The sequence below is a fragment of the Planococcus sp. YIM B11945 genome (genome assembly GCF_050864155.1).
Taxonomy (GTDB): domain Bacteria; phylum Bacillota; class Bacilli; order Bacillales_A; family Planococcaceae; genus Planococcus.
This window is the reverse complement of record NZ_JBOZWR010000003.1, coordinates 321,340-347,558: the sequence shown is the minus strand read 5'-3', so window position 1 is coordinate 347,558 and position 26,219 is coordinate 321,340. Positions and strand designations below refer to the sequence as shown.

Sequence of the window (26,219 nt, the reverse complement as noted above, 5' to 3'; positions counted from 1 at the left end):
TCGTTTTTCAATCGAGTATCTCCACAAAACCAAGCGTGCCATCGATGCGGATGCGGGTGCCGTCTTTTATTAAATTGGTGGCATTGCCTACACCGACTACAGCTGGAATGCCGTATTCCCGGGCTACCACCGAACCGTGGGTCATCATGCCGCCGACTTCTGTCACAAGGCCGACCGCTGAAGTGAACAACGGTGTCCAGCCGGGATCGGTGTAAGGCGCCACTAAGATTTCACCGGGGTTTAGATTGGCGTCTTCTGCCCGGAGGACAACCCGGGCAATGCCTTCAATCGTACCCGCCGATACCGGCGTTCCGAGCAAAGCTCCGGACGGCCCTGCCCTATTCGCCAGTTGACCGTTGATGGCTTCGCCGTCACTGGTCAAAATCCGCGGACTAGCCAATTGATGATTTCGCTCATGTTCTTTTGCTCGCTTTTCGATTAGCGCATCGATCTCTTCCAACTTGCGATTTTCCAGTAAACCTGCCAGCTCTTCAAGCGTCAAATAAAACACGTCGTCTTTATTCGTAAGAAAACCACGATCTACAAGGCTGCGAGCTTCTTCCAACAATACCCGTTTATAAAGAAACATGAGCCGGATCAATGCAAATTTATGGTGTTCCCGCATCCCCATTAAGTGGCGGTACAGTTTAACCGCCCGGGCGACCTGCACTTTTTCGAACCCATCGAATTGCGCAATGATTTCCAGTGCCGTTTCATCTGCTTCAATCGCACCTTGCAAAAATTTGCTCCTATGTTCACCCGGCGATGACGTTTGGATATGGCTGATAATGAATGGAAGCAGTTGCAGCGGGTCCTCGGCCCAACGAGCCTTGGCGATGTCAATCTCCCCAGCACAGCGGGTGCCATATGTGTGAAGGAATCGATTTAACTGCTGCTGAAATTCCAGGCCGCCGGAAACAAAAGGCAGCTTTTGATAAAACCCATTGTCCTGGGATTCGCGCAATAAAGCGACGAGTTCGGGATGCGGCCGCGCTGCATCGGCCAAATCCCCGATCTCCAATCCCATTTCCGTTGTCACGTTTCCAGGGAGCGATTTGTACAGCCGGCTCAACAACAGTGCCGTATGATCGGAGCCAACCGCTCGTTCTAGTTTTTTTTCCAAAAAACCGGAAGCGATAACAGCAGCAATAAAATAAGGGACGATCTTGGACAAAACGTCAGGAAACATTCTTTCCATCTCGCTTTGAATCAAGCGGATTCTTTCAGCTCCTGAGGAAGCAAGCAGCCTTTCCTCTGCCTTCTTAACGAGTTGATCAATAAATTCATTTACCTTTTGAGGAGCTAGTGCCGGATTTTTGATCAATAAATTTCCGGCGACTTTTGCCGCAGCAGGAACAACGAAAGGCGCAATTCTTCTAGCTACACGGAAAGCGGCTTTTTTGGAAACGGTGAGGTGTTGAAACTCTTTTCGAGTCATGGCTTCCCTCAGTGCAGAAGCGAGCAGTGGATCCATCCCGCCAACTAATTTCAAGATGCGCCGGCGGACAGGCGGAATCACGATGGCGTTTGTAAAATCTGCAAATGCCCGGCCGCCTGCTTCGCGCAAAATCCGCTTTTCAGGAGCGAGCCGTTCGTTAAAGAAAAAATGGGTGACGTTGCTTAACAGGGAAAGGCCAAGCGGCTTGATGGGAGCGGTCATCATCTGGATGTAGCCAAAATTGATGAAAACATGAAAGTTGGCGTCTGAAAGTGCGGGCAAGGGGTAAAGCGACGTAATCGGCCGGCTTTGAAGAATAAAAAATTGCTTGTTGGCATATGCCCATTCGATGTCTTGGGCGGACCCGTAATGAGTTTCGATTTGTTGGCTAATGGCGGCCAACTCAAGTATCTGATTGTCCGGCAAGGCTTGTGCAATTTGCGCTTCTAGGGGAAGAGATTTAGTAATCGTGCCGCCTTCGGGCAGCGAGTAAATCGCGAGTTCTTTCGTTGAAACTTGTTTTTTGACGATTTGGCCCTCGCGCACTTGGTACAAATCCGCCGTGACAAGGCCAGCCACTAGCGCTTCGCCGAGCCCGTAGCTTGCATCGATTGAAATGGTATGGCGATGCCCCGTAACGGGATCCGCTGTAAACAAAATTCCCGACACATCGGGAACCACCATTTCCTGGACTACGACCGAAAGAAAAACCGACCGATGGCCAAAACCGTTTTTGGCGCGATACGAAACGGCGCGGTCGGTGAACAGGGAAGCCCAGCACTGTTGCACTGCCTGCAGCAGCGCTTCTTTACCGAGAACATTCAAAAATGTATCTTGCTGGCCAGCGAACGAAGCGGTCGGCAAATCCTCTGCGGTCGCGCTCGACCGGACCGCATAAGCTTTTTCCGGGCCAGACGAGTGCCACTTGGATAAAATGGCGTTTTTTATTTCTTTCGGCATGTTAAGCGCCGTAAGATGATGGCGGATTTTTGTGGCCAACTGGCTGATTTGATCTAAATCGTTATAGCTGACTTCATCCAGCTGCACAAAAAAATGGTCCATTTCGCTGCTGGATGCAAGAAAAGTGCGGTAAGCGAAAGTTGAGACGCAAAATCCAGCGGGCACAGAAAAGCCCGCTTTTGCCAGTTCTCCCAAGTTTGCTCCTTTGCCGCCGACAAGGGGCAAATCGGTTTTGTCGATTTCTGTGAAGTCTAATACATACCGTTCCATGAAAAACACCTCCACGTATGGCTTGTTCACATGGTTCTTCTACTTGAACAGCAGGAAATCCTCTTTTTGGAGAGGAGTTCCAGTAAATTGGATATACTTTCTGTTTTCAACAAGATCTTTTCTGATATGGTGAAAATACTTTCCAATTTCAATATCCATTTTATCGCGGAAATCTCACGGGATTTGGCTTCGAATTACATAATCACCATGAAAGACGGCTCCATTTTGCCAATTAGCCAGAGTTACACGGCCAGCGTCAGGGAGCGGCTTGGGTTTTAACGAGTTTATTTGCGGCTTTCTCATCTTTATTTGTAGAATTCGGGAGTTTATTTGCAGAATCCAAGCATTTATTTGCAGAAAATCAATCATTGTTTGCAGAAAATGGAGTTTTATTTGCAGAATCCAATTATTGGGCTGCAGATTTGTTTCACCCAGCATCTCTAAGGGGAAACCTTCTATATAAAAAGGAGTGATGGAGAAAATGGCGGAAGAAAATTATTTCCATTTTGAAGATGACCGGACGATTCCGAATAACCCGACGCTGCCGGTTATTTTTTACGAAGGGGCGTTCGCAGAAAATCCGGAAGACATTGAATCGGTATTCAACCGAAACAATTGGACGAATAGTTGGACGAACGGCGTTTTTGATTACCACCATTACCACAGCAACACCCATGAAGTGCTCGGCGTAAAATCAGGTTCAGCAACGATTCAGCTTGGCGGCGAATCCGGAAAAATGTTTGAGGTGACTATAGGGGATGTCGTGGTACTTCCAGCAGGCACCGGGCACAAAAAAATAAAAGCCACTTCAGATTTTCAAGTAGTCGGTGCTTATCCGGACGGCTTGAAACCGAATTTGAAAACAGGCGGATCTGATGAACGGCCAGTTGTCTTGGAAGAAATTTTGGATGCACCATTGCCGGAGAAAGATCCGGTATACGGAGAAGAAGGGCCGGTACTCGACAACTGGTCATAAAAAAGCCTTGGATTGCTTAGCAATCCAAGGCTTTTGAATTTAATAAATCAAAACAGGGGTTTTTCTATATTTACAACTTAATGGACAAGTACTTGGTTTCTAGAAAGGCTTCCAGTCCTTCTTGGCCGCCCTCGCGGCCGATGCCGCTTTCTTTCATGCCGCCAAAAGGAGCTTGGGCCGTAGACGGAGCCCCGTCATTCCAGCCGACAATGCCGTATTCCAAGTTCTCGGAGATGTAAGTTCCACGGGATAAGCTGTCGGTAAAGAAGTAAGCTGCTAAGCCGAATCGGGTATCATTTGCCAAACGGACAGCTTCTTCGTCTGTTTCATAAGCCATGATGGGTGCAACAGGCCCGAACGTTTCTTCGTTCATGACGAGCATGTCAGGGGTAGCGTTGACAAGAACAGTCGGGTTGTAGAAATAAGCGCCATTTTCAGCTTTGCCGTCGCCCCCTACCAACACTTTCGCGCCTTTTTCCACAGCATCTTGGACATGGCGAGCAGATTTCTCATAACCGTCTTGATCAACTAGCGGTCCAATTTGAACGCCTTCATCCATGCCATTGCCGACTTTCAATTTAGCCGTAGCTTCTTGCAGCCGTTTCGAAAATTCTTCCACAATGCCTTTTTGTACGTAAATTCGGTTGCCGCAGACACATGTTTGACCGGCGTTTCGGAATTTTGAAGCCATCACGCCTTCGATTGCCAAATCCATATTGGCATCGTCGCAAACGATCATAGGGGCGTGTCCCCCAAGTTCAAGCGATAAATTGAGCATGGTGTCCGCGCTTTGCTTCATCAACTCTTTGCCGATTTCTGTAGAACCGGTAAACGTCAGCTTGCGGACCGCTGGGTGGCTCGTGAAGACATTGCCGATTTTGCTGGCGCTGCCGGTCACTAAATTGATGACTCCTTTCGGAAATCCAGCTTCTTCCGCGAGTTCGTACATGCGTACAGCTGTTAGCGGAGTCAGTTTGGCTGGTTTTGCAACAAACGTACAGCCAGCAGCAAGCGCAGGCGCCATTTTTCGGGCCATCATTGCGGCTGGAAAATTCCATGGCGTAATCGAAACGACTACGCCGACCGGCTGCTTCAACACGTGGATTCGTTTGCCTTCTTTCGTTGCAGGCACAAGCCGGCCACAAGAGCGTTTCGCTTCTTCTGCAAACCAGGAAATAAACGATGCTGAATACTCGATTTCTCCCAGTGATTCTGCTAACGGCTTGCCCATTTCCTTCGTCATGATCTCGGCTACTTCCTGTTTTCGCTCGATTAATAAATCATGCCATTTCATCAATAAAGCCGCGCGTTCGTAGACAGTGGTTTTTGACCACGTTTTAAATGCTTCAGCGGCAGCATCAATTGCAGCTGTCGCTTCTTTTTCGCCGCCATTTGGAATCGTGCCGTATTCTTCTCCGGTAGCCGGATTGATGACGCTGATCAAGCCATCGCCTGACGTGGACCATTCACCGTTGATATAATGTTTGCCTTCCATTTGCGCATTGCCTCCTTTGATTAACTGATATCTTCTATATTTACCACTTTTCCAAAAACCTTAAACGGAATAAAAAGAAGGGAAATAAAGTGGAAAACAGTTATTTCTAAATTTTCTGTTTATCCAAAACAATAAATATGTTACGATTACAAAATCACTTTACTGTATTAGAGAAAGAGTGGTGCTCGAAGCAAGAAAACTAAACGAAAAGAGGAGAAAAAACATGGCTCAAATGTTGGCGATTACGATTTTGGTCTTAATTTTATTTATTGGTGAGATAGTCTCGATCCGTACTCGGGCCTGGATTCCCTCTATTTTTATCAGCGGGGTTTTATTCTTGTTGGGCTATTGGACATTTTTCCCGGCAGATATCGTTGCAATAGCAGGTGTACCGCCGGTTGTCGCCACACTACTTATCTATTTGCTAATTACCAATATGGGAACGCTATTGTCGGTTAGCGAATTGAAGGCCCAGTGGCGGACCATTTTGATCGCTTTGGCGGGAATCGCGGGAATTGTCGCCTTCTTATTCGGCATTGCGATGTTTATTTTTGATTTTGAAACTGTTGTTGTGGCAATTCCGCCATTAGTCGGTGGCGTTGTTTCTGCGCTGATTATGTCTGAGGGAGCAGAAGCAGCGGGCTATCCAACACTAGCTGTCTTTGCCATCGTCATCTACGTAATGCAAGGATTTGCTGGTTATCCGTTGACTTCGGTCATGTTGAAAAGAGAAGGCAGAAACTTGCTGACAAAATACCGCAATAATGAGTTGCACGAACGTAAACTCGTAGAAGATCAGCCGCCAAATCCAGATGGAGAAATAAGAGAACCAAAAATGTTTGCCAGAATGCCGGATAAATACAATACCGATTTCTTTAAATTTTTCCGTTTGGCTTTTGTCGGCTATTTGGCGTATCTCGTGTCGACCTTGGCTGCCCCGGTCGTTGAAATCAGCCCGTTTGTTCTGTGTTTGCTGTTTGGGGTTATTGCACGAAGTGTTGGATTTTTGGAGCGTCATCCTCTGCAAAAAGCCAATGCGTTCGGATTTGCCATCATGGGCTTGCTGTTGTTTATCTTCGATGGCTTGAAAAATGCAACGCCGAGCATGATGCTCGAAATCATTTATCCGCTAGTGGTTTGTATCGCCCTTGGCGTTATCGGGATGTACGTTTTTTCCTTTATCATGGGAAAACTGCTGAAAGTCAGCAAAGAAATGGCGTTTGCCGTTTCCCTTACCGCACTTTACGGATTCCCGGCGGATTACATCATTACGGTAGAAGTAATTAATGCTTTGACAAAAGATAAAAGAGAGCGCGAAGTATTGATGAGCCATATGCTGCCGCCAATGCTCGTTGCCGGATTTATTACAGTGACCATCGTATCGGTTATTTTAGCGGGTATTTTCGTAGGATTCTTATAAAACGGAGGAATGTTCATGATTCATGAAACAATAAAAAACGCAATTAAAGCCAATAGTGAAGAACTGATTCAAATTCGCCGAAAGCTTCACAGTGAGCCCGAATTGTCGTGGGAAGAAGTGAAAACCACGCAGTTTGTGTTCGAGTACTTGCAAAATTTAGAGATTGAATGCCGTAAAACGGAGCCGACTGGCGTCATTGGCGAATTAAAAGGAGGAAAACCCGGTAAGACAGTTGCTCTCAGGGCCGATATGGATGCTTTGTCGGTTGAAGAGTTGGACGCGGAGCTTTCTTACAAATCCAGTGAACGCGGCAAGATGCATGCATGTGGACATGATGCCCATACGGCCATGCTTTTAGCAGCGGCTAAAGCGCTTGTCGCCATCAAAGATGAAATACCTGGAACGGTGCGTTTTATTTTTCAGCCAGCAGAAGAAGTGGCGACTGGCGCAAAAGCGATGGTGAACCAAGGGGCGGTCGAAGGCGTGGACAATGTGTTCGGAATCCATATTTGGTCGCAATCCCCAACCCATAGCGTCTCTTGTACACCAGGGCCGTCGTTTGCTTCGGCCGATATTTTCAAAGTGCATTTTAAAGGGCGTGGTGGGCATGGCGCGATGCCGCAAGCTTGCATCGATGCAGCCGTCATTGCTTCTTCATTTGTCATGAACTTGCAGGCCATTGTGGCGCGCACCATAGATCCGGCAAAGCCCGCAGTGGTTACGGTAGGGAAAATGACGGTGGGAACGCGTTTCAATATCATTGCCGAAAATGCGGAAATCGAAGGGACGGTGCGCTGTTTTGACCCAGCCGTCCAAGACCATATTGAAAAACAGCTGCAAATTTATGCAGACCAGACAGCAGCTATTTATGGCGGCACTGCTAAGCTCGAATACATCCGGGGGACGCAAGCGGTGATCAATGAAGCGCAAAGTGCGGAACTTGTCCAGAAAGTGGCCGCTGCGGCATTTGGAGAAAGCCGTTTGTATGAGGAAAAGCCGACGATGGGCGCGGAAGATTTTTCGTTTTATTTGGATCAAGTCCCAGGCAGCTTTGCATTAGTCGGCAGCGGCAGTGAGGAAAAAGGGACGCAGTGGGCCCACCATCACGGCAGGTTTAATATCGACGAAGAAGCGATGGAAACCGGTGCAGAATTGTATGCCCAATACGCTTGGGCGTTTCTAAATCAGGATTAGGGAGAGGAAGCAAGTCATGGTACAAAGTGAAAACAGTTCGGTTTATCAAGAGTTAATGAAAGACTTTGATTCCAGTTTGTCGCGGGATGGAGTAAATGGAGAACGCCTGGCCAAAAGGCTGCATGAATTGTCGTTGATCGGTTACACGGAACCGGGAGGCGTGAAGCGGCCTGGGTTTTCCGCGGAAGAAAAAAGCGCCAAAGCGCTTGTGAAAAAATGGATGGCGGAAGCAGGATTCGCAGTCTCAGAAGACGGCGCAGGCAATGTTCGGGGGCGCTTGGAAGGAAAAGACGCTTCCCAGCCGGCAATCGCATCGGGATCCCATGTAGACAGTGTCCCTAATGGCGGAAACTTTGACGGGCCATTAGGGGTGTTGTCCGCTTTGGAAGTAGCGGAAGCATGGAAAGAAACGGGCTATGTCCCGGAAAAACCGTATGAAATGATTATTTTTACGGACGAGGAAGGTTCCCGGTTCAATAGCGGGTTGACCGGCAGCCGTGCAATGATAGGCGCGGTTACTGAAGAAGAAACGCAGCAGTTGCGAGATTACAACGGAGAAACAATGGAGCAGGTGCTGGCTAGCTATGGCAGTTCATTGCAAGGATTTAAAGAAGCAAAGCGGGACATGCACGAATTAGGCTTTTTCATTGAAGTTCACATTGAACAAGGAAAAAAGCTCGAACAGGCTAACCAGCCGGTAGGCATCGTCAGCGGCATTGCCGGACCTGCTTGGCTAGAAGCGGAGTTTATAGGTGAAGCCGGGCATGCGGGCAATACACCGATGATCGGAAGAAAAGACCCGCTTGTAGCAGCTGCGGCCTTTTTGCAGCAAATCCCAAATTTTCCTCCAGCAATAAGCGATACTTCAGTAGCGACAGTAGGGAAATTAGAGGTATTTCCAAACGGCATAAACGTCATACCGGAAAAAGTTATTTTACATGTCGATATTCGGGATATTTACGAAGAACCGCGTGATGCCTTAGTGGAACGGATTCAAAAGGAAGCAGAAACGGTCGCAGCTGCGCATGGTGTCCAGCTTGTCATCAAGCAGAACACAAAAATCCAGCCGGTGCCAATCGAAGCAGCGTACCAAACAAAGCTCACTGAGTCGCTTGAGAAGTTTGGCATCGCGCCAACATATATTCCAAGTGGTGCTGGGCATGACGCCATGATTCTCGGGCGCAATATCCCAGTCGCAATGTTGTTTGTAAGAAGCAAAGAAGGCATCAGCCACAATCCGAAAGAGTGGAGCTCGCTGACTGATTGTGTTATGGGAGTCCACGTATTAAAGGATTTTATTGAAAGAACCATGACTGAATAAGAAAACCGGCCAACTTTGGCCGGTTTTTCTTATTTTAGCTTAACAACAGAAAGATAATAAAATTTGCGCATGAAAGTAAGGAGATTACTGAGTTAATGAAATTTTGTGCTACAAAAAGAAAGGAAGTACCGCCTTTCTGCAAAAAGAAAGAATTATTAGTATTTTTTAGCAAATGATGAATATTTGATGACATACAGGGTATATATGTAAAAGAGAAAGAAATAATTAGAAAAAATTAGGAGGATGTTTAATGATTTCAACAAAAACTATTAATGAAAACCTTTCGTATTCCATGACAGAAACGAAGGCGATGAATGAGTGGCGCAGCTGTTTTTCTTCTGAATCGCCGAGAGTCGCAGAACTTGGAGAAAAATTCATTCGTTATTTCTTAAGAAATGCTACGCCAGAAGGGGTATTATTTAAAACCATTAAAGAAATTACAGGAGAATTGAATATGCCCCATCAAACTTTAACTAAAATCTTAAAAGCATTAGAAGATCATCAAATCATTTATCGCCGAAATGGAATCATCGGGTTATGGAAAGAATAAGTGAAAAAAGGCATTGCTTCTAAAAAAAGAAGCGATGCCTTTTTTATGTGCAAAAAATAAACTGAGGAGAGTGAAAGAATAAAAACTCCTCCACTGTTTTAGGTAATATTTACTAAAAGGTTTTAAAAAAGTTTTTATAACGCGATTGATTCTAAATTTTCTAAAATATTTAAGGGCTTTTTTATTTTATTCATAATAGTTATTTAGTATCACTTATTTTATTTATGTAATATTTGTAACTATATTAAGAGACTAAATACTTAAAAAATGCAAAAAAATATTAAAATATATGCAAAAAAGAGTAGATAGGACTAAAAATGTATGATATAAAGGAACTACAATTATCTGAATTTTTAGAAATGGTAATGAAAAAAATTTTTAATTCGTTAGGAGGCTCGTCAATGAATGAACAACTGGTAATTTTAAATATGCTTAAAAATCTAAGAAAACGATTGAACATAATTCTTGTTATCACATGTCTTTCAGTGGGCGTTGTCTGGTGTCTAGTAGAATATGTCATCACGCCAAATTACGAAGCCACTGCCCAAATTTTAATTGACGATTTGGCGAAAGAAAATTTAGAAGGAAGCTCAGTTCCGAGCGATCCTGACCCTCAAATGGTGGATGCTTATCGGGTGATTATCAAAAGCCCAGACGTTCTAAATGAAGTAATCAGGGCTTTAAAGCTAGACTATTCTGTTTCGGATTTGCGTAATAACATGATGGTCACCAATGCAAGCAATGCCGCTGTATTAAATATTACGGTATCAAATGAAGATGCCCAAATGGCGGCAAGTATCGCAAATAGCATCACCGCTGTCCTCCAAGATGAACTGTTGAATATAGAGACCGAAAACGTCACTGTCATTTCAAATGCTTCTGAAGAAAGTGCCTTTTCTTTAATGAAAGAAAATATGATTTTTATATTGGGCATAGCGGGGGCTTTTGGATTGATTGTGGGCATCTTAGTGGCTTTCATTATTGAAATGCTGAGCACCGTCTTTAAAACTACTGCTAGAGGCCGAAAGAAAAAAGAGGCCAAATTACAGACCGTCTTTAAATGATTTTCAGGAGAAAACAGGGGTGAATAGTATGTATGAGGTCGTTTCTGTACATCACCAAGTACAGTGGCAAAAAATTATGGATCTGTTCCAGATCAAGGAAATATTTTATACGGCGCCCTATTGCTTAAGCGCGATCAAATTAGACCCAGGCGAGCCTCTTCTGTTTTATTACAGTGATGAAGACGGAGAAGTGGCTTACCCGTTCATCAAGCGGCATATAAACGAAGGAGCCGTTTCTTGTTTTGATATCACCACCCCTTTTGGCTACGGCGGCCCTGTCGTAAAAATAAAACAAGATTCATTTAAGTTGATCGAGAACTTTCGAAAAGCGTTTACTGAATTTTGCCGGGAAGAAAAAATCATCGCCGAATACATCCGCTTTCATCCGTTAAAAGAAAATGCCTTGTTTTTTGAAAAGCACTTAAAATTGATGCAGGTCTACGACACTTACACCATCAACCTGCAACAGCGATCGCCCTTTCCTTTAGAAGTGAAGGAAAATAAAAAAAATGACCTGACGAGTAGCATCGAAAAAGATGTCGTTGTAAAAAAACTGGGCACTGTTCGCCATATGTTTGATTTTTTAGTATTGTATTATTCTTCTGCCAGACGAAGAGAAGAAGCTGACAGCTATTATTTTTTTACCGATGATTATTTTGAATCCTTAATTAGCTCCATCGGCCCCAATCTTCACTTGTTCGGAGCTTATTATAAAGACAAGTTAATGTCTGCTTGCTACGTCTTAGCAAAAGGCGACACCATTTTTTACCACTTAGATGGCAGTTTAAATGAACAGGAAGCGGTTCCTGCAACTCAATGCCTGCTATTGAAAATTGCCGAGTGGGGGAAAGAAAACCAATTTGACTTTTTTCATCTCGGAGGCGATCTTCATCCGGAGAATGGACAGGGCAGGAAAATCAAACAAGAAATAAGCAATATGAAGCCTTCTACATTCTTCATCGGACACTATGTACATGATGTGCCGACTTACAACAAAGTCATTGCAGCTCAAGATGCCGACATCATCAAACGTTACCGAAACGGTTAGCTGATCAAAATGATTATTTAGTATGCTTAGGAGGAAGGATTATGAGATACTTGCAGTATAAAGGGTTGTTGGAAAGAGAAAATAAAAAATCATTGAAAAAGATTATGTATGAAATTTGTGTGGTTGAAGGCTTAAACGCTACTCGTGGCGCTAAGAAACTGGGAATCGCGAAAGAAATTTTCATGTATTGGCGCCAATATTACCGGTTTGAAAAAAGGCAGCTGCTATTCGATCAAACCATTGAAGAAATCAGCGAACTGAAATACACGTACGCAGATGAAGTCGAAAACTATGATTTTAAAAAGCCGTTGGAATACGAAAACGAAGAATCAGTCCAAGGTTTAGATGAAGTGATTAAACGCTCCATCGAGTATTACAAGTTTTTGCATTATAAGAGTGAGGGCCTCGCAATCGAAACCGCGAAACTTCCGTTATATGAATTCAGCCACCATGTAGTGGAAGGCTACCGGAATAAAACACTAAAAGAGGAAATAGCGGGCCGAAACGAAGGGTAGCTCAGCAATTGATTTAGAAAGGCAGGATTCAAGTGAGTTATGGAAGGGTTTACTGAACGGGCAATTGATACAATAAAAAACGTGCCGTCTGGAAAAGTGATGACCTACGGACAAGTAGCGGCACATGCCGGAAGCCCGCGTGCAGCAAGACAAATTGCCCGCATACTTCATAGCATGAGTGCAAAGCACGAATTGCCATGGCACCGCATCATCAATGCACAAGGGAAAATTGTCCTCAACGACGAAGAGTCTCGTTATACGCAGCGCGCATTGCTGATCAAAGAAGGGATTAAAGTTAGTGAGAGTGGATTCGTTGATTTGAACCTGTACCGGCACGATCCTTTCGGCAATTAGTTTCTTCGCTTCAGTACAAGACCGCAATTCCCACATCCGAGTCTTACACCACGCTTCAGTGAAAAATAAAGGCTAGTTTGAAAATCTGAAGAATCTTTCGGGTTTTTTCTTTTTGGATTCGCGTTAGAAAAATTTCAAGCATGGGTATAAAACTAAAAATAAGTATTGGAGGGGTTAGATGAATCGAATATTTGGCGTTCTTGTCGTTATTGGTGTTCCATTAGCGATAATTGGCTCATTTATGCATTGGCCAAGCATTGCGATGTTTGTAATTTGTTCAGTAAGTGTCATAGCCCTTTCAAGTTTTATGGGACGTGCTACTGAAAGTTTAGCAATTGTCAGCGGTCCGCGAATTGGCGGACTTTTAAATGCGACATTCGGAAATGCAGTTGAACTTATAATTTCTATCTTTGCATTAAAAGCAGGTTTAATTGGAGTGGTTCTTGCATCATTAACGGGTTCTGTTTTAGGAAATCTGCTCCTTGTCGGGGGGCTTTCTTTTTTTCTGGGCGGCATTAAGTTTAAACGGCAAAAATTCAATGTCCATGATGCTTCGCACAACTCTGGCTTGTTGATATTTGCAGTGGTTGTCGCTTTTGTCATTCCAGAAATTTTTTCAATGACGATGAACGAAAACGAAACCATTTACTTGAGTGTGGGCGTTTCCATTATCCTGATTTTGCTTTATTTAGCGGGACTTGTATTTAAGTTAGTTACGCACCGCGGGGTATACGCACATGCTGACGTGAACAATGCAGAAGGAAGTGAGCACGAAGAACCGGAGTGGGGCAAAAAGAAAGCATTGATTATCTTGTTCGTGGCCACACTAGTGGTCGCGTTTGTATCCGAAAATTTAGTCCATACATTTGAAGCGGTAGGGGAACAATTCGGCTGGTCGCAATTGTTTATCGGGGTCATCATTGTGGCCATTGTCGGAAACGCTGCCGAGCATGCTTCGGCACTCATCATGGCGATGAAAAACAAAATGGATGTCGCCGTGGAAATTGCGATTGGTTCGACGCTTCAAATCGCCATGTTTGTAGCGCCTTTGCTCGTCATCATTTCGTTGTTTATGCCTCAACAAATGCCGCTTGTTTTTACCATCTCCGAGCTTGTCGCTATGATTACGGCCGTCTTTTTGGCAATCAACGTAATGAACGACGGAGAATCGAATTGGTTTGAAGGCCTAACGCTATTAGCAGCTTATCTGATTATGGGAATCGGTTTTTATTTCTTATAAGAAGGGCTTTTGTCACCTGAAAGGCATTTAATCTTCCTACGATATGGGAACTCATGGTAAAATAAAGCGACTAATAAAAGGCGGTGATCCTCATAGGAATAGTATCTTTGAATACGAAGCATTTAAATCAATTTGTAGAAGAAGTGGAACTGAACGCAATTCAAGCATTTGCGGAAGTGGCACATCAGCGGATGCATGAGAAAACGGCTTTAGGAGCCGACTATTTAGGATGGTTGGATTGGCCATCTCAAATGGATCAAACCGAATTGGCGCGTCTTGAAGAAACTGCGGCACAAATCCGTGGCAAAGCGGAAATTCTTATCGTAATTGGCATTGGAGGTTCTTATTTAGGGACTAAAGCGGTCAATGAACTGTTGGGCTCTTCATTTGGATCAAATGAAACCGAGATTGTTTATGCGGGCCAAAATATCAGCGGTAAGTATATGGAAGATTTGTTGAAATACATCGATGGAAAAAGCGTGGCATTAAATGTTATTTCTAAATCCGGGACGACGACTGAACCGGCTATCGCATTTAGGACGCTGCGCAAATGGATGTACGAGACGTATGGCGAGGAAGCAGCAGAGCGCATCATCGTTACAACCGATAAAACAGGCGGGGCCCTTCGCAAAAATACAGATGTTAACGGCTATACCAGCTTTGAAATTCCCAGCGATATTGGCGGAAGATACTCGGTATTGACGGCGGTCGGTTTGTTCCCGTTGGCCGTTGCAGGAATTGATATCCGCGAATTGCTGAAAGGGGCTGCGCAAGCAGAACAAGAATTGCAGTCAACGGATTTTGATTCAAATGCAGCTTATGCTTACGCGGCGTACCGCCAAATTCTTAACAACCGCGGCTACTCCATCGAAGTCCTAGCGAGTTTTGAACCGGCAATGAGTGCGTTCCACGAGTGGTGGAAACAATTGTTTGGGGAAAGCGAAGGTAAACAAGGAAAAGGCGTATTCCCAGCATCCGTTGTTTATTCGACTGATCTGCATTCAATGGGCCAATACATGCAAAATGGCCGCCGTTCATTGTTTGAAACAATGATCAGCTTCCAAGAAGACCAGGAGTCAAGCCCGATTCCATTTGATGAAGGCGATGAAGACGGTTTAAACTATTTAGTGGAAAAAACCTTGCATGAAGTCAATCAGCAGGCATTAGATGCTACGGCTCTTGCCCATGTTGAAGGCGGCGTACCGGTCATCACGTTAGAAGTCGGCCGCGTTGATGCCTACCACACGGGCTACATGATTTACTTTTTCATGAAAGCTTGTGCAATGAGCGCCTACTTATCCGGCGTCAATCCATTTGACCAGCCGGGAGTGGAACTGTACAAACAAAACATGTTCCGTTTGTTAGGAAAACCAGGATACGAAAAGTAAAATAAACCACGAGTGGCAGAGTTTATATGCTACATCTCTGCACATACAAAAAAGCCAGTGCTTCCTAATTAGGAGCACTGGCTTTTTAAATTTGTTATTAAGCTTTAAAAGATTTTACAGACCAAGGTTCAGGAAGTAAATCTTTGGCCACTTCGTGTTTTACAGACCAAGGTTCAGGAAGCAAATCTTTGGCCACTTCGTGTTTTACAGACCAAGGTTCAGGAAGCAAATCTTTGGCCACTTCGTGTTTTACAGACCAAGGTTCGGGAAGCAAATCTTTGGCCACTTCGTGCTTTACAGACCAAGGTTCGGGAAGCAAATCTTTGGCCACTTCGTGCTTTACAGACCAAGGTTCGGGAAGCAAGTCTTTAACTACTTCATGCTTTACAGACCAAGGTTCAGGAAGAAGATCCTTAGCTATTTCAGTGCTTTTTCCGCTATTTACACCAGCCAAGCTACTCACTGTTAGTAAAGCGGCAAACGATAAAAAGATTATTTTTTTCAATTTTCTCACTCCTCATTAAAAGTCATCAATTTTTTATATGCTTGTGTTGCTTTGTAAAAGGCTTGAGCTGATTTCTCAAAATGACCTAATTTATTGTAAGTATTTCCTAAATAACCGTAATAAAAACCTATTTCAAAAAATTTATGATGAGATTCAAAAATTGGAATAAGTTTATCAACAATATATTCTTCAAATTTTGAGAAATCATCATTTAAATAATAATATAAAGACATAAATTCTATATACACTTCTTTAAAGAGATTATTTGAAGGTGTATCTAAACTCAAGTTCTTTTCAATTAAGATATTATATCCTTTTGAAAGAAGATCCTCGGCAGATTCCATGTCACTCATTTCAATATGGCATTTAATAAGCATACAATAATCCATCAAAATATGAGAAGTATATTCTGGGGGAGTATAATTTAATGCATTTTCTAAGTGATAAATCGCCAACTCAAAATTTTGAAACTGAAAATAAAAATAACCATAATTATATTCAGTACTGAACTTTAATACATCATTATCCAACTTTTGTCCAATTGTTAAAGCATGTTTATAATGTTCTTTAGCTGTTTTAAAGTTACCTACTCTTCGTTCATTGATAGCGATGTTCAAATGGCATTCAGCTATTCGTTTCGGAACGAACTCTTGCTGATAAATTTTTAAAGCCAATTCCGAGTATTTATATGCTAGATTATAAACCCAGCATTGGGTAGCGGTAAGGCCAATGGAAAAATAGAGATCACCTAATTCAGAAGCACTAAGAGAAGGTGGCGAAATTTTTTCTGCCACTAAATAAGTTTTCAAAGCTTGTTCATAATCGTTTAAAAGATAATCATAATTTCCTTTATACTTTTGAAATAGATAATATTGTTCTTGGTTCATGAATTCTTTAAAGCGTTCCATATCTTTGATTTTTTCTTCTGCACTATCTAAATCACCCGTGATGTTAAAATACCGAATTTGTTGAACACGATATTCCAATTCAACATCTTCGTCAATGTGAAGAAGTGGATGATCATGAATATCTGCGTATTGCTCCATGATTTTCCCTTTATTTTGCGGGTTCAACAAGGAAGTTTTAAAATTTTTTACTAGTACTTTTCCGATGGGGTTATCCTTCGGAGCAAGTGGAATATCCAGTTTCTTGCATAGCGCCTGCAAATCAGGAAGAGAAGGGGCTTTGGTGCCGGCTTCAATCTTTTTCAGCTCTCTTGAAGGGAGAATTCCTGAGGCGACTTCTTCAATGCTCATTTTGCTTTTTAATCGATGATATTTGAGGCGTGTTCCAGTGTCCATTAATTCTCTCCTTTCCGTTTGCATGGGCAGCGCATCAATCATCCATGAAGGAGAGTTCGTGTCAAAGTTCACAGGTTTTTTCGGGAAATAGTAAACAGAAGGTTTTTTGAGTACGATTTTTACCGCCTCCATATCTCTGACTTTATTATGAAGAGTTTATCTTTAATTCATAATATCATCAATTTTCAAAATAAAGTGCTTTTAATTTACTTATTTTTGTAATTAAATAAAAAAAGGAAAATATGCCTAATGCAAAAGCTTAAAAAAATAAAAGTCCGTTTTTATGAATGATTTTAAGATAAAATTATCATCTGTATTTGCTCCAAGTATTAGTGAAATATTTCTCTGGATATCTTTAGTTTATTATATGTATTAAAGGGGAAATTTAACAAGAGCTTTTTGATGCTTATATAGCACTATTTCGACACTGGAAATATTAATTTTTTAAATAAGGCCGTCCTAAAAGGTAGTGAATAATCCAGATTGGCAGGTAAGAGGGATCAGCAGAGAAAGTATAAGTCTATTCATATAGGGGTTAAATTTAAGGTTTTACTTGGGTGCGTTTAAGAATATTCCTTTTTCAAAAGCCACTCGTCAATGAACGGTTATACTGAATGCATTTAGCAAGAACGTTTAAAAAAACTTCCAATAAGGGTAAAGGAGTTAAAAGAGCGATTTTCAAATGGAGGTTTTGTCAATGGAAGCGGAAAACCAAGTGATTGCAGTCGTATTTTCTGAACAAGAAGCGTTAAACAAGATAGAAAATCTAAAACGCCAAGGAATTAATGAAGGCGATATACACGTTATGGCACAAAATAAAAACAATTTTGATGAAATTGAGCAGGCAACAGACGTTGATACAGAAAAAGCTGCTTCAGCAAAAGGAGCTTTCAAAGGTCTGTTTACAGGCGGAGGAAGCGTTAAAGAAAGCATTAAATCGATTGGCCTAAGCGATTCCGAAACAGACCGGTATACCGCCGATGTAGCTCGCGGAGGTATTTTAATTTACGTGAAAGACAATTGGAAAGGGCCAATCGATGTTTTGGAAGAAGGCGGTTTCCGTGATCGAGATGGCAATCCTGTAGAACCTTCAACAAACGAATTTGTTAATTCGGTTGATAATACTTATGATGAGCAAGAAGACCGGTACGAACGAGGAGAATCGTTCCAGCAAGACCCAAACTTAATCAAAGATCAAGAACACCTCACTTTCTCTGCCTATGACAAGAAAGACGAAAAGTGATAAATGAAATTGAGAAAAAGCCAAAGCCCTTTCAAAAAATTGAAAGGGCTTTGGCTTTTTCTCGTTTTGCCACTCGAATTTTGTTTCAGCTCTTATTACTGGATCAGCTAAATGAGCTATTGTTGCAAGAAAGTTACGGTTTTGTAAGAGCAGCGAATTCAGGTTTTAGCTTTTAGGTCGTTCGGGTACATATACTCTAAGACGATTAACGGGAGGCTGAATTTAATGGAATCTACAAATCGCGAATATTCAATTGTTTACAGTCAAGAAGAAATGCAAAGCAAAGTGGAAGAATTAAAAATGAAAGGTTACACCGAAGGCGATATACACGTTCTTGTAGAAAATGATTCGATTCTTCATAAAGAAGATAAGCAAAGCGGGATCCATACTCATCAAGCTAATTCAGTAGGAAGTTCTTTTAAATCCCTTTTTACAGGGAAAGATGCAATCCATACAGAACTGGCTAAATTGCAGCTGGATAAAAATATTGCAAATACCTATGAGCAAGATTTGCACAATGGGGCCATTCTCCTTTATACCGACCGCAAAATTTTGGAAGGCACTGGCGAAACAACTTCAGGAGCTCGCAACACAGCAGTTGCCCCATTTGGCCGTGATGTAGAGCGCGATGAAATGCGCCATGATGATGCACATATTCATGACAAAGATGTCACTCCGGATGTTCCGGCAGCGCGTGCTAAAACGAATGAAATTTATACGAGCGACGTTTCGCGCGAAGACCAGCACGGGGATGCAGGCTATGGAGACAAAACGCGTGATTCCCGTTTGCAAGGAGAGAACATCCATCCGACAGGAGGCACTTCTCCTAAAGATGAAACTGCCATCAGCGAAAAAACAATGGATCATGAACCGGCTCTGCAATCTGCTGAAGGCCAAGATAATTTAAATCGCGAAGAAGGCATCAACCGCCGGCAAGATGAACAATCTCCAGGAGTTGATCCGAACTTAGGACCGGCCCCGTTTGGCCGTGATTCAGAAGAAGAGCATTTGATAAACAATCAGCAAGAAGATGACTTAGGGGAAGCGCATGATTCTCGAGAAGAACAACGATTAGAAAAAGAGCGCAATAAAAACGATCATACACCGCCGACGCAACGATTATTCTAAATGAAATGGCCCCTATAAACGGGGCTATTTCTCTAGTGTTTTTAGGCAAATAAAAAAATCCAGTCAGAAGACTGGATTTTCATTTTCATTTTTTAGGTTTTGTTGCATCTTTGAATTCACCGATAGTTTCTTGGAATTCACCTTTTGCTTTATCCATTTTGCCTTCGGCTTGTTTTTGGTGATCGCCAGTTGCATTGCCAACTTGGTCTTTAATTTCGCCTTTGCCTTTGCTTACGGCACTTTTTAATTTATCAGAAAAACCGCCTTTATCGCTCATTGCTAGACCTCCTTTAGTTGTTTGCCTAATCTTTATATAACCTATTCGCAAAAAACTAAAACATGTAATGCGGTTGCCATACAACCAACTTGTATGTAGAGAATTGGGAATTGGGCATTAAACAAAGGTGGATAAGGTAGTCTTGGCGCAATCTTGGACACTGCTGCAAAGATCTTGCTCCGCTAATCTTTTGAGTGTGTGAAACGGCGTATAAGGATTTTGGGCAACTCCTTGGCGCACAATAGAGTGTTGATCCATTGATAAGTCAACTAGTAAACCAGGGCAAGAAATAAATTTAGCTAATTCGGCACGCAACGTATAATCCATTTTCAAGACAGCTGCTTCATCCCAAGGGCTCCAGTCTGTTTTAATGGCATAAAACTGCAGTTGGCCGTTCATGTTGATTTGCACCTCTAGTCAAAGTTATTGTAATTTTCTAATTATATATTTATTATATCATAATTCCTAGAGAATGCTAGATGTTTATTATGGTTTGCCTAAGTAGTCCTATAGAAATTTTGTCTGAGACAGTATAAGGTTTTACATGTTAGTCTTATGCTATGGCTGCAAATCGGCAGTTCGAAAAAATGAGCAATTGCATACGCTTTGATAAACGCCACAATTATGAATTTCACCTGTTTTTCGAAGATTGCGCTAGGGAATATGAAACTTTCACTAGGGAAAAGCGTCTAGTCTATTGCAATCATGTAAAACTTTCCAAGCAATGTTTTATTTCCTTTGGAGAAGTGCTATAATAATACTGGCTTCCCATGTAGATTGAGAAGTATAAAGGAGGAAAGATATGCTATACCTTACATTGGTGGTGGCATTTATCGCTTCGCTTGTCCTGACTCCAATCGTAAAGCGACTGGCTTACAGAATTGGAGCGGTTGACCGTCCAAATCATCGAAAAGTTCATGCGAGAATTATGCCGCGTTTAGGCGGATTAGCTATATTTGGTTCATTTTTGATTGGGTATTTTATTTTGCGACCAGAACAATCAGTTTCTAATGCGGTAACTGAGGCTTTCATTCCAATTGAAACAGCTATCATTATCGGCGCTTTTATCATCATTATTACCGGTGTTTTAGATGATATGATGGAGATATCAGCGAAAGCCAAATTGCTTGGCCAATTGCTGGCAGCCGGCATTGTTGTTATTGGCGGAGGCTTGGAAATTTCATTCATTAACTTACCGTTTGGTGGAGAAATCGACTTTGGTTATTTTAGTATTCCGTTGACGATCCTCTGGATTGTCGGCATTACCAACGCCGTCAATTTGATTGATGGCTTGGATGGATTGGCAGCTGGTGTGTCTACGATCGCTTTGATTACGTTATCCGTGATGGCCTATATTATGGGAGACGTCTTTGTTATGTCGTTAGCCGCAATCTTGGCTGCGAGTTCAATCGGATTTTTATACTATAATTTCCATCCCGCGAAAATTTTCATGGGAGATACTGGCGCTTTATTTTTAGGTTATATGATTTCAGTTTTAGCCTTAATGGGCTTTAAAAACGTAACGATTGTTGCATTGATTATCCCAATCATCATGCTTGGCGTGCCAATTTCGGATACATTCTTTGCAATCGTCCGCCGCTTGCGTGAAAAACAACCTTTGTCCGCACCGGATAAATCGCATTTGCATCATTGTTTATTAAATGTTGGTTTTTCGCATAGCCAAACGGTACTTATCATTTATGGAATCGCTGCACTTTTCGGATTGGCAGCATTGCTGTTTTCCCAAGCAACGTTATGGGGTGGCATACTCTTAATCGGTTTGATGTTGCTTGCAATCGAATTATTTGTTGAAGTAGTGGGGCTTGCAGGAAAGAATTACCGGCCGTTGATCAATCTCGTGAGAATGATCGGAAAATAAAAAGGACTGGACTTGAAGCAGATGCTTTCGGTCGAGTCCTTTTTATTTTCAAACTCTAAAATTTTTACTATATAAAAAAAACCTCACAGCAATTACTGTGAGGTTTCTTGTTCTTGTGGGTATTCAGCAAGTTCTGTCTCACTGTTGTCGGACATGCTTGATGTATCCGGTTTTAAGCCAAGGTGGCTTTGGAGAATATCTTGGACTTCTACAAGCGACTCTTCGTTGAGCTTCCAGTAGTAAACCCCGGTCGACATGTCGTCAAATCCGTCTACTGTCAAGGTTTCAACATTGGGTTTACCGCCTTTGGCGTATTCGAAAAATGCTTGCATATCGTTAAACGTTAAATTTGTTTTCATGTTGTCGCCGACTACTTCAATGACGTTGCCATATTTTGTGATGGAACCGGCAGATAGCGCTTTGTCCATGATCGATTGCAAAATCATTTGCTGGCGCTTCCCGCGTTCGATATCGTTATCGTAGTGGCGGGTTCTAGCTAGAGCTAATGCTTGGCTGCCGTCAAGATGCTGAATTCCTTTTTTAAGTTCAATGGCATTTTTTTGGTCGTTTTCATCTTGCTCTTTTAAATCATAGGGAACTTCCGCTTTAATGCCGCCGAGTGCATCCACTATATCGATAAAGGCATCAAAGTTCATGCGCATATAATAATCCACGGGCACATCTAATAACTCTTCAACGCTCTCAATTGTAGAACTTGGCCCGTTATAGCCGTATGCATGTGTAATTTTGTCTTCATGGCCAGCATCTGGAATGTATGTGTACGTGTCACGCGGAATGCTGACGAGTTTCACTGATTTTTCTTCATTGTTTAATGTGGCAAGAACCAAAGCGTCGGAACGGGTATTGGTATCCGATTGTCCCCGCTGTTCACTGTTGTCAACGCCAATAAACAAAATGGAAATATCGTCGTGCAAAGGTTCGACTTTTTCTTCTCTCAGTTCAGACATTTCTCGGTCTTTAAGAGATTCGAACGCCCCATCTGCAGCATTTTCTGCTTTTTTGATCAAATAGATTCCATAAGCAGATCCGCAGATAAGCAATGACACTGCTAACGTTAAAATCACCTTGATAGCCATTCGTTTTCTGCTTGATTTGGTCTTTCGGTATTTTTTCCGGTTCATGGTTATGGCTCCTTTTTTAGGAATGGCTAACCGAGTATTCAATTCGATTGATGCAACTATCCTGAAACTGCATGTAAAAGCGCAGAAAAATTCGCGGTTTACAGACTGATTTTATTGTACGGTTTATTATACAGCGATTTATGTTGAGAGTAAACGAAAAGAACTAGGAGATTTTAAATTCGAGAAATTCTTTTTTCGCACCTCTAATATCAGCTTGTCCATTCGTCAATTCATTGACCCAGGCAATAAAGTCCGGTTCTTTTTCAGCAGGAACGTGGACAAAAAGCTCTACGCCGTCCGTGTACTGAATATCGCTTAATGGATACTCTGATTGCCGGATTTCGTTCTCCACTTTTCCAAGCCAAGTATAGTCGATGGTAATTTTCATCAAATGATGGAGCCGGCGCTCAACAATGCCAGAGGAGGCAAGCGCTTCGGTCGTGGCTTTGCCATAAGCGCGGATCAGCCCGCCGCCGCCCAGTTTTATTCCGCCGTAATAGCGGGTGACAACGACCACGACATCTTTCAATCCTTGTTTTTTTAGCACTTCCAGCATAGGAAAGCCTGCAGTGCCGCTCGGTTCACCGTCGTCGTTTGCTTTTTGGATGGAATCGTATTCACCAATCAAGTAAGCGGAGCAATTGTGTGTGGCGGAGCGATGAAGGGTTTTAATGGAGTCGATAAACCGGATCGCTTCTTCTTCTGTTTCTGCCCGTGCGGCATGTCCGATGAAACGTGACTTTTGTATAACGATTTCCGCCTCCGCTAATTCACCCACGGTCTTGTAATTCTCTCGCATTTTAACGCCCCCTGTAGTAGAATGTAATCAGATAATTTGTAATATGTTTAATTATACGGAATTGCTTATATAGTGATATACTTAGACAAGTTCTTGCAGGTACAAGGTACGAAAATCTTATACACATTAGCATAGTTAGTATAGCTAAGGCGGTTTTGAAATGGCTAATAAAAGCGATCGAAAAGAGCTGGATTCCATTTTCGATAATTTAATTGAAACGTTGGAACAAACAAAACAAAAAATCTTTGCTATCAGTGAACAAAGTCGCCGGCAATACGAAGTTTTGAAAGATGAACTAGAAGACGTGCGCATTAATATTTCCCGCATTATAAAAGCCGGTGACGGTTTGGAAGAAAAGACCCGGACAGCACGCCGGAGGCTCGCAGAAGTTTCTCATTCGTTCAATACGTTTACAGAAAACCAAATCAAGCAAGCGTATGAGCAAGCAAATGATCTGCAAATTGAGCTTTCCGCCAACCGCTTGGAAGAAAAGCAATATCGCCAAAAAAGGGATAGCCTGCAGCGGCGCCTTCAAACTTTATTGCAAACGATTGAACGGGCGGAGAGGCTAGTCAATCAAGTGAACGTAGCAACGAATTACATGACTTCGGATTTAGAAGAAGTGGATGACGCAATTGATAATACAAAGCTAAAGCAAGATTATAGCCTGCGCATTATCGAAGCGCAAGAAGAAGAGCGGAAACGCTTGTCCCGTGAAATCCATGATGGTCCTGCTCAAATGATGGCCAACGTATTATTGCGTTCAGATTTGATAGAGAGAACGTACCGGGAAAAAGGGCCGCAAGCTGCATTCGGAGAAATTACTTCATTAAAAGAAATGGTGCGGGAAGCACTTACGGAAGTAAGGCGCATCATTTACGATTTGCGGCCAATGGCTTTAGATGATTTGGGCCTTGTGCCGACTTTGAAAAAATATTTGGATACCATTGAAGACTACAATAAAGGCATTCGGCTACATTTTCATTCGGATGGCCCCGAAACGCGGCTGCCGAACAATTACGAAACATCTATTTTCCGATTGGTGCAAGAGGCGGTGTCAAACGCGATCCGCCACGGAAAAGCGACTGAAATTGAAGTGAAGATTGAATGGGCGCGAAATCAAACCGCTATTTCGGTTAAGGACAATGGCTCTGGATTCGATCAAAGCATTGTGAAAAATCAATCGTTCGGGTTGATTGGTATGCGTGAAAGAATTGACTTAATAGAAGGTGATTTTAAAATTCATTCTTCACCGGGAAATGGAACAATATTAATGTTTCAGATTCCATTCAAACTGGGTATATAAGATACGGTATTCGAGGAGGACAACATAATGACAAAAATTATTATTGTAGATGATCATCAACTATTCCGTGAAGGAGTAAAACGAATTTTAGACTTTGAAGATTCTTTTGAAGTTGTGGCAGAAGGCGGCGACGGGACTGAAGTCCTCAAATTATACGAGGAGTACAGACCCGATGTTATTTTAATGGACATCAATATGCCGCAAAAAAATGGGGTAGAAGCAACAGGGGAATTGATGGAGAAATTCCCGGATGCGAAAGTCATTATGCTGTCAATTCACGATGATGAATCCTACGTTACACATGCACTGAAAACAGGTGCTTTGGGGTATATGCTAAAAGAAATGGATGCAGAAGCGATCATCCAGGCGATCAAAGTGGTCGCAAAAGGCGGATCTTACTTGCATCCGAAAGTTACGCGCAATTTGGTGATGGAGTTCCGCCGTTTGAGCGAACGTGAAAACAAAGGATCTTTCCATCAAACCGAAATCCGCCGTCCGTATCACTTGCTGACAAAACGCGAAAGCGAAGTTTTGCAACTGTTAACGGATGGGCAAAGCAACCGTGTGATCGGCGAAACCTTGTTCATTTCAGAAAAAACGGTCAAAAACCACGTTTCAAGCATTTTGCAAAAAATGCAAGTGAATGACCGTACACAAGCGGTCGTAACAGCCATTAAAAACGGCTGGGTCGAAGTTCGCTAATAAAAATGAAACCCTGCAGCTTTTGCTGCAGGGTTTTTCTATCTATTCTTTCGTCACAGTTTCTTCATTGAATTAGGCAACTTGCTGTGGCACAATGAAACGCAGGAGGAATGCATGATGAAAAAACTGATTATACTTGCTGGCCTTGCTTTTGTCCTTGCCGGGTGTTCAGACTCAGCAGAACCTGCGGGAAATGGAAACACGGCAGATGACGGCAATTCGGCAAATGAAAATAACGCAGTCGACCATGGTGTAGAAGATGAGTCGGTCGGGTTTACAATGGACGATGAAGGAAAAGTGGAAGAAGCGGAAGTTCCGGAACAAGAAGCTGAAGATATTCTGGCAGCTTACGGTGAATATATTGCGGCGTTTAACGCAGAAGATTTGGCGCGCTATATGAACGTTATCGCGGAAAAGCCGGATGGTTTTGACCGGGAAGAAGACAAAGCCTCTTTGGAAGAAGCGTTTAAAGCATATGATACAACTTACACGACCAGCAATGAAACCATTGTCGAGTACGATGAAAATCGAGCTGAGGTGTTTGCAGAAATTGACGTATTGGTCAAAGAACCGAATACGGAAAGAAGCACCGACCAAGCAGGGCGCCAAGTTGTCGTGTTCAAAAAAGAAAATGAAGCATGGAAAGTAACCAGCCTCCACTTTATCGGCAATTCAAATTAATTTTCCAAAAGAGGGTTTGCAGA

The 26,219-nt window shown here is 42.7% G+C and carries 27 protein-coding genes; 19 read left to right on the top strand and 8 right to left on the bottom strand.

The features are described 5' to 3' along the window. Positions 1-7 precede the first annotated feature (7 nt). Positions 8-2,668, bottom strand: a complete 2,661-nt coding sequence (locus ACRRQV_RS06350; protein WP_432528825.1) for a phosphoenolpyruvate synthase — start codon at positions 2,666-2,668, stop codon at positions 8-10. 126 nt (positions 2,669-2,794) lie between these two features. Here ACRRQV_RS06350 and ACRRQV_RS06345 point away from each other — a divergent pair, with 126 nt between their 5' ends. Both ACRRQV_RS06345 and ACRRQV_RS06340 read left to right on the top strand, forming a co-directional pair. Further along, complete coding sequence (locus ACRRQV_RS06345; RefSeq protein ID WP_432528823.1) at positions 2,795-2,947, top strand: LytTR family transcriptional regulator DNA-binding domain-containing protein; 153 nt, start codon at positions 2,795-2,797, stop codon at positions 2,945-2,947. Between the two features lie 202 nt (positions 2,948-3,149). Continuing rightward, positions 3,150-3,644 (top strand): hypothetical protein, encoded by a 495-nt coding sequence (locus ACRRQV_RS06340; RefSeq protein WP_432528821.1) that lies wholly within the window; start codon positions 3,150-3,152, stop codon positions 3,642-3,644. A gap of 70 nt (positions 3,645-3,714) precedes the next feature. Here ACRRQV_RS06340 and ACRRQV_RS06335 read toward each other — a convergent pair whose 3' ends face one another. Then, positions 3,715-5,139: an NAD-dependent succinate-semialdehyde dehydrogenase gene (locus ACRRQV_RS06335; protein ID WP_432528819.1), complete on the bottom strand. Its 1,425-nt coding sequence runs from the start codon at positions 5,137-5,139 to the stop codon at positions 3,715-3,717. A 223-nt stretch (positions 5,140-5,362) separates the two neighbouring features. Between ACRRQV_RS06335 and ACRRQV_RS06330 the strand changes: the two genes are divergently transcribed. The 10 genes from ACRRQV_RS06330 (at position 5,363) to ACRRQV_RS06285 (ending at position 15,233) form a co-directional block, all read left to right on the top strand. Further along, complete coding sequence (locus tag ACRRQV_RS06330; RefSeq protein WP_432528817.1) at positions 5,363-6,559, top strand: hypothetical protein; 1,197 nt, start codon at positions 5,363-5,365, stop codon at positions 6,557-6,559. 18 nt (positions 6,560-6,577) lie between these two features. Beyond that, a complete protein-coding gene (locus ACRRQV_RS06325) occupies positions 6,578-7,753 on the top strand; it encodes an amidohydrolase (RefSeq protein WP_432529484.1) in 1,176 nt (391 codons plus the stop codon). 16 nt (positions 7,754-7,769) lie between these two features. After that, the gene (locus tag ACRRQV_RS06320) at positions 7,770-9,074 is read left to right on the top strand and encodes a M20 family metallo-hydrolase (protein ID WP_432528815.1); all 1,305 of its coding nucleotides are present in this window, start codon (positions 7,770-7,772) and stop codon (positions 9,072-9,074) included. A gap of 250 nt (positions 9,075-9,324) precedes the next feature. After that, positions 9,325-9,624 (top strand): replication/maintenance protein RepL, encoded by a 300-nt coding sequence (locus ACRRQV_RS06315; RefSeq protein WP_432528813.1) that lies wholly within the window; start codon positions 9,325-9,327, stop codon positions 9,622-9,624. 401 nt (positions 9,625-10,025) lie between these two features. Beyond that, positions 10,026-10,688, top strand: a complete 663-nt coding sequence (locus tag ACRRQV_RS06310; protein ID WP_432528811.1) for a YveK family protein — start codon at positions 10,026-10,028, stop codon at positions 10,686-10,688. Between the two features lie 28 nt (positions 10,689-10,716). Further along, complete coding sequence (locus tag ACRRQV_RS06305) at positions 10,717-11,736, top strand: GNAT family N-acetyltransferase (protein ID WP_432529482.1); 1,020 nt, start codon at positions 10,717-10,719, stop codon at positions 11,734-11,736. Positions 11,737-11,777: 41 nt separating this feature from the next. Then, positions 11,778-12,251, top strand: coding sequence for a hypothetical protein (locus tag ACRRQV_RS06300; RefSeq protein WP_432528809.1), 474 nt, complete (start codon positions 11,778-11,780; stop codon positions 12,249-12,251). Positions 12,252-12,290: 39 nt separating this feature from the next. Continuing rightward, positions 12,291-12,605 (top strand): MGMT family protein, encoded by a 315-nt coding sequence (locus tag ACRRQV_RS06295; protein WP_432528807.1) that lies wholly within the window; start codon positions 12,291-12,293, stop codon positions 12,603-12,605. Between the two features lie 178 nt (positions 12,606-12,783). After that, the gene (gene cax, locus ACRRQV_RS06290; protein WP_432528805.1) at positions 12,784-13,845 is read left to right on the top strand and encodes a calcium/proton exchanger; all 1,062 of its coding nucleotides are present in this window, start codon (positions 12,784-12,786) and stop codon (positions 13,843-13,845) included. Between the two features lie 98 nt (positions 13,846-13,943). Beyond that, the gene (locus ACRRQV_RS06285) at positions 13,944-15,233 is read left to right on the top strand and encodes a glucose-6-phosphate isomerase (protein WP_432529480.1); all 1,290 of its coding nucleotides are present in this window, start codon (positions 13,944-13,946) and stop codon (positions 15,231-15,233) included. A gap of 97 nt (positions 15,234-15,330) precedes the next feature. Here ACRRQV_RS06285 and ACRRQV_RS06280 read toward each other — a convergent pair whose 3' ends face one another. Together ACRRQV_RS06280 and ACRRQV_RS06275 are read right to left on the bottom strand one after the other, a co-directional pair. After that, positions 15,331-15,738, bottom strand: a complete 408-nt coding sequence (locus ACRRQV_RS06280) for a hypothetical protein (protein WP_432528803.1) — start codon at positions 15,736-15,738, stop codon at positions 15,331-15,333. 5 nt (positions 15,739-15,743) lie between these two features. Beyond that, a complete protein-coding gene (locus tag ACRRQV_RS06275; protein ID WP_432528801.1) occupies positions 15,744-17,171 on the bottom strand; it encodes a helix-turn-helix domain-containing protein in 1,428 nt (475 codons plus the stop codon). 565 nt (positions 17,172-17,736) lie between these two features. Between ACRRQV_RS06275 and ACRRQV_RS06270 the strand changes: the two genes are divergently transcribed. The 3 genes from ACRRQV_RS06270 to ACRRQV_RS06260 are packed head-to-tail and all read left to right on the top strand — an operon-like array spanning position 17,737 to position 19,410. After that, positions 17,737-18,282 (top strand): general stress protein, encoded by a 546-nt coding sequence (locus ACRRQV_RS06270; protein ID WP_432528799.1) that lies wholly within the window; start codon positions 17,737-17,739, stop codon positions 18,280-18,282. Then, positions 18,279-18,458: a hypothetical protein gene (locus ACRRQV_RS06265; protein WP_432528797.1), complete on the top strand. Its 180-nt coding sequence runs from the start codon at positions 18,279-18,281 to the stop codon at positions 18,456-18,458. The genes ACRRQV_RS06270 and ACRRQV_RS06265 overlap by 4 nt, the downstream gene beginning before the upstream one ends. 49 nt (positions 18,459-18,507) lie before the next feature. Further along, on the top strand, positions 18,508-19,410 hold the full coding sequence (locus tag ACRRQV_RS06260) for a general stress protein (protein ID WP_432528795.1): 903 nt from the start codon (positions 18,508-18,510) through the stop codon (positions 19,408-19,410). An 85-nt stretch (positions 19,411-19,495) separates the two neighbouring features. Here ACRRQV_RS06260 and ACRRQV_RS06255 read toward each other — a convergent pair whose 3' ends face one another. Together ACRRQV_RS06255 and ACRRQV_RS06250 are read right to left on the bottom strand one after the other, a co-directional pair. After that, the gene (locus ACRRQV_RS06255; RefSeq protein ID WP_432528793.1) at positions 19,496-19,687 is read right to left on the bottom strand and encodes a CsbD family protein; all 192 of its coding nucleotides are present in this window, start codon (positions 19,685-19,687) and stop codon (positions 19,496-19,498) included. A gap of 117 nt (positions 19,688-19,804) precedes the next feature. Next, positions 19,805-20,086 (bottom strand): hypothetical protein, encoded by a 282-nt coding sequence (locus ACRRQV_RS06250; protein WP_432528791.1) that lies wholly within the window; start codon positions 20,084-20,086, stop codon positions 19,805-19,807. Positions 20,087-20,489: 403 nt separating this feature from the next. Here ACRRQV_RS06250 and ACRRQV_RS06245 point away from each other — a divergent pair, with 403 nt between their 5' ends. Next, positions 20,490-21,566 carry a glycosyltransferase family 4 protein gene (locus ACRRQV_RS06245; protein WP_432528789.1) on the top strand — a complete coding sequence of 359 codons (1,077 nt, stop codon included), beginning with the start codon at positions 20,490-20,492 and terminating at the stop codon, positions 21,564-21,566. 92 nt (positions 21,567-21,658) lie between these two features. On the opposite strand, the gene ACRRQV_RS06240 is transcribed toward ACRRQV_RS06245, so the two are convergent. Continuing rightward, a complete protein-coding gene (locus tag ACRRQV_RS06240) occupies positions 21,659-22,708 on the bottom strand; it encodes an LCP family protein (RefSeq protein ID WP_432528787.1) in 1,050 nt (349 codons plus the stop codon). A 163-nt stretch (positions 22,709-22,871) separates the two neighbouring features. Beyond that, positions 22,872-23,507 (bottom strand): YigZ family protein, encoded by a 636-nt coding sequence (locus tag ACRRQV_RS06235; protein WP_432528785.1) that lies wholly within the window; start codon positions 23,505-23,507, stop codon positions 22,872-22,874. Between the two features lie 160 nt (positions 23,508-23,667). Between ACRRQV_RS06235 and ACRRQV_RS06230 the strand changes: the two genes are divergently transcribed. The 3 genes from ACRRQV_RS06230 to ACRRQV_RS06220 all read left to right on the top strand — a co-directional run bounded on the left by ACRRQV_RS06230 (position 23,668) and on the right by ACRRQV_RS06220 (position 26,196). Next, positions 23,668-24,813, top strand: a complete 1,146-nt coding sequence (locus tag ACRRQV_RS06230) for a sensor histidine kinase (RefSeq protein ID WP_432528783.1) — start codon at positions 23,668-23,670, stop codon at positions 24,811-24,813. 27 nt (positions 24,814-24,840) lie between these two features. Then, positions 24,841-25,515, top strand: a complete 675-nt coding sequence (locus ACRRQV_RS06225; protein ID WP_432528781.1) for a response regulator — start codon at positions 24,841-24,843, stop codon at positions 25,513-25,515. A gap of 117 nt (positions 25,516-25,632) precedes the next feature. Then, on the top strand, positions 25,633-26,196 hold the full coding sequence (locus ACRRQV_RS06220; protein WP_432528779.1) for a lipoprotein: 564 nt from the start codon (positions 25,633-25,635) through the stop codon (positions 26,194-26,196). The last annotated feature ends 23 nt before the right edge of the window (positions 26,197-26,219 follow it).